Annotated in this window: 2 protein-coding genes and 1 pseudogene; 1 reads left to right on the top strand and 2 read right to left on the bottom strand. The window is 67.8% G+C overall.

What is annotated here, in order from left to right:
* Positions 1-128: 128 nt before the first annotated feature.
* Positions 129-2,561 carry a transglycosylase/D,D-transpeptidase PonA2 gene (ponA2, locus tag A9X04_RS14510; protein ID WP_067921446.1) on the bottom strand — a complete coding sequence of 811 codons (2,433 nt, stop codon included), beginning with the start codon at positions 2,559-2,561 and terminating at the stop codon, positions 129-131.
* 359 nt (positions 2,562-2,920) lie between these two features.
* On the opposite strand from ponA2, the gene A9X04_RS14505 reads away from it, so the two are divergent.
* Complete coding sequence (locus tag A9X04_RS14505) at positions 2,921-3,271, top strand: WhiB family transcriptional regulator (RefSeq protein ID WP_067921444.1); 351 nt, start codon at positions 2,921-2,923, stop codon at positions 3,269-3,271.
* Between the two features lie 22 nt (positions 3,272-3,293).
* On the opposite strand, the pseudogene A9X04_RS14500 reads toward A9X04_RS14505, so the two are convergent.
* Positions 3,294-3,905: pseudogene (locus A9X04_RS14500) on the bottom strand (ArsA family ATPase); the annotation flags it as partial.

The following is a 3,905-nucleotide window of genomic DNA, read 5'->3' as shown; positions in this document are numbered from 1 at the left end:
ACCGAGCGCGGCGGCACCGGCGCGTATCAGCGTGGGCAGAACATCAGCCATGCTGGCAGCCTACTGCCGGTTGCGCTTTGGCAACGCAAAGCTTGCGCGGCGAGCATGAAATGGTGGGCTGTGCCGGTCTACGGCGGCGGCTGCCCCGGGGCCGGCGGAGGCGGCGGCGCCAGCAGCGGAATGGTGATCGGGGGCAGTCCCGGGATCTCCACCACCTGCGAGCCGACCGGCGGTGGCGCGCCCTCCGGCGGCGGCGGGGGAGCCGGCGGGATGCCGTTGCTGACCTGAATGGTGATGATGGACCCGGGGATCGTCGCACCGCTCGGCGTCGTTCCGACCACCTCGCCCTGCTTGGCGGTGCTGTTGACGAAGTTGTTCTGGTCGGCGACCTGGAAGCCCGCCTCCTTGAGGCGCGAGCGTGCCGCGTCGATGTCCAGGCCGGCGACGCTGGGCACCCGTGAGCCGGGCGACCCGTCGACGTAGCGCGGATCGGTGGGCGGCAACTGCACCGGCCCGAAGTTGGTGGCGATCGGCTTCATCGCCGTGAACCAGGTGCGGGCCGGCTCGTTACCGCCGTAGAGGTCGCCCTCGCCGCAATGGCGCAGCGGCGACGAGCACAGGTCCGTCGGCGTCGTGGAGTCGTCATAGATGTAGTTGGCCGCCGCGTAGTGGTTGGTGAACCCGACGAAGCCGGAGGAGCGGTGCGCCTCGGTGGTGCCCGTCTTGCCGGACACCGGCAGGTTCCAGCCCGCGGCGGAGGCCGAACCGGCCGCCGTGCCGCCGCCGAGTGCGTCCTTGCTCATGGCGTTGGCCAGGGTGTTCGCCAGCCCTTCGGGCACCACCTGATCGCAGGTCTCGGTGGTCACCGCGACCTCGTTGCCGTGCCGGTCGATCAGTTTGTCGATCGGATTCGGCGGGCACCAGGTGCCGCCGGAGGCCAGCGTGGCCGCGACGTTGGACAGCTCCAGCGCGTTGACCTCGATCGGGCCCAGGGTGAACGACCCGATGTTCTGCCGTTTGACGAAGTCGGCCAGGCTTTCGTTGCTGTCGGGGTTGTAGTCGCGCGCGGTGCCGGGGTCGGCGTAGGACCGCAGTCCGAGCTTGATCGCCATGTCCACCGTGCGGGTCACCCCGACCTGCTGGATCAGCTTGGCGAACGCGGTGTTGGGCGAGGTGGCCAGCGCCTCGGTCACGTTCATCGACCCGCGGTAGTTGCCCGCGTTGACCACGCACCAGGTGTCCTTGGGGCAGCCCTTGGCGCCGCCGCTGCCCATGCCCTTGGCCTGGAAGCGCGCCGGCACCTCGAGCGTGGCGTTGGTGCCCATGCCCATGTCCAGGGCGGCGGCCGTGGTGAAGATCTTGAAGACCGACCCCGCGCCGTCGCCGACCAACGAGAAGGGCTGCGGCCGCATGGTTTCGCCGGCGTCGAGGTTCAGGCCGTAGGTGCGGTTACTGGCCATCGCCATCACCTTGTGCGACGTCTTTCCGGGCTGGATCACGCTCATCACGCTGGAGATGCCCGGCAGCGTCGGGCTGGCGAACTGGTCGATGGCCGACTTGACCGGGATCTGCACGTCGGGGTCCAGCGTGGTCTTGATCAGGTAGCCGCCCCGGGCCACCTGGTCTTTGCTGATCCCGGCGCGGGACAGGTACTCCTGGACGTAGTCGCAGAAGAACGCGCGGTCGCCGGCCGCGATGCAGCCGCGCGGCAGTTCGTTGGGCTGCGGCAGCACGCCCAGCGGGGTGGCCTTGGCGGCGCGCAGCGCGTCGGCCTCCTGCGGGATGTTCTCGATCATGGTGTCCAGCACCAGGTTTCGCCGGGCCAGCGCGCCCTCGGGGTTGGTGTAGGGGTTGAGCGCGCTGGTCGACTGCACCATGCCCGCCAGCAGCGCCGCCTGCTGCCAGTTGAGATCGGATGCGTTGATGCCGAAGTAGGTCTGGGCCGCATCCTGCACGCCGAACGAACCGTTGCCGAAGGACACCAGGTTCAGGTAGCGGGTCAGGATCTCGGGTTTGGTGAAGGTCTTGTCCAGGGTGAGCGCCATCCGGATCTCGCGCAGCTTGCGCGCCGGGGTGGTCTCCACGGCGGCGCGCTTCTCGGCGTCGGTTTTGGCCGTCACCAGCAACTGGTAGTTCTTGATGTACTGCTGCTCGATGGTCGAACCGCCCCGGGTGTCGACGTCGCCGCGCGCGTAGCCCGCCAACCCGGTCAGCGTGCCCTTCCAGTCCACCCCGTTATGGTCGGCGAACCGCTTGTCCTCGATGGACACGATCGCCAGCTTCATCGTGTTGGCGATCTTGTCGCTGGGCACCTCGAACCGGCGCTGGGAGTACAGCCAGGCGATGGTGTTGCCCTTGGCGTCGACCATCGTCGACACCGCGGGTATCTCGCCCTCGAGGAGTTGGGCCGAGCCGTTGGCGACGACTTCGGAGGCGCGGTTGGACATCAGCCCCAGGCCGCCCGCGAACGGAAACATCAGGGCCGTGGCGACAACACCGGCCAGCAAGCAGTACCCCGCAAGCTTGAGGATGGTGAGGATGGCCGGGGGGCGGTCTGACATGGCTACTACAGTAGCGGCCCCCAGTCACGCCGCCACGCTGCGAGTTCGTCCACTTTGCGCCCCGTCATCGACGGGTGCTTTACGCGCGGGGCCGCGATAAAATTGTCGCCTGCGTCAGCGGAGGCTCCCGCCGACGTGTGCAAGATCACTTCTTCGTCTATGGTTCTGAGGCGAGACGGCACGCCCGTCCCAAAAAAAGCGTTATCGGACTGTTGCGCAATTGGCAGCTGACCACCTAACTTAGACACACGGTGAGATTCAGGTAACACCGATGTACACAGTGTGGCGTAGATCGCAGGTCAGGATCTGCACCTGAGGAGGGCGGTCGCGAAGGCGGCCGGTAGGGAAGGGACCAGCTCGTGTCAGGAACACGGCCTGCGGCGCGTAGGACAAACATTGCGGCCGCTCAAGGGGTACTCCGCAGCGTTGATGCCGAAGAACGGATCGCCTGGGTTTCCAAAGCACTGTGCCGGACCACGGACCCGGACGAGCTCTTCGTCCGGGGAGCCGCCCAACGTAAAGCCGCCGTCATCTGCCGGCACTGCCCGGTCATGCAGGAGTGCGGCGCGGACGCGCTGGACAACAAAGTCGAGTTCGGCGTCTGGGGCGGCATGACCGAACGTCAGCGTCGCGCCCTGCTCAAGCAGCACCCCGAGGTGGTGTCCTGGGCGGACTTCTTCGACAAGAGGAGAACCCGCAGCGCCGGCTGAGCCACGGGTTCGACCGGGTGTCTCAGCGGACCGCCGCGTCTCCGGTGGAAGTGATCTGATCGGCCAGCGCGCGCAGCGCTTCCAGGTCCGACACGTCGAACGGCAGCGAGGGCACCCCGACCACCGGCACGTGGGGATTGGCCCCGGTGAAGCGTGACAGCAACCTGATCTCCCGCTTGGCGGTCTGCGCGCGATCGGCATGAATGCTCAGCACGGCCGCGGCCAACGAGGCCGCCTCGGAATCCGGTTCGGCCTCCAGGGTCTCGGCTCCGTCGATGGCCCGCTCGGCGGGTAACGAACACAACGTCGGGTGGGTGCGATTCAAGACCAGCCCGGCGAGCGGCATGCCCTCCTGGGACAACCGGTCGACGAAGAAGGAGGCCTCGCGCAGCGCGTCGGGCTCGGCCGCCGACACCACGACGAACTGGGTGCCGCGCCGCTTCAGCAGCGCGTAGGTGCGGTCGGCCTTCTCCCGGAAGCCGCCGAAGGTCGCGTCCAGCGACTGCACGAACGCCGCCGCATCGCTCAACATCTGCGAGCCCAGTACGGTGGATATCGCCTTCATCGCCAAACCCATTGCGCCCGTGACCAATCGGCCGATGCCCCGACCGGGCGCGAGCAGCAGCCGCCACAA

It is taken from the genome of Mycobacterium sp. E3247, assembly GCF_001667785.1.
GTDB lineage: Bacteria > Actinomycetota > Actinomycetes > Mycobacteriales > Mycobacteriaceae > Mycobacterium.
Note: the sequence above shows the minus strand (reverse complement) of the source record. Positions and strands in the feature narration are given on the sequence as shown.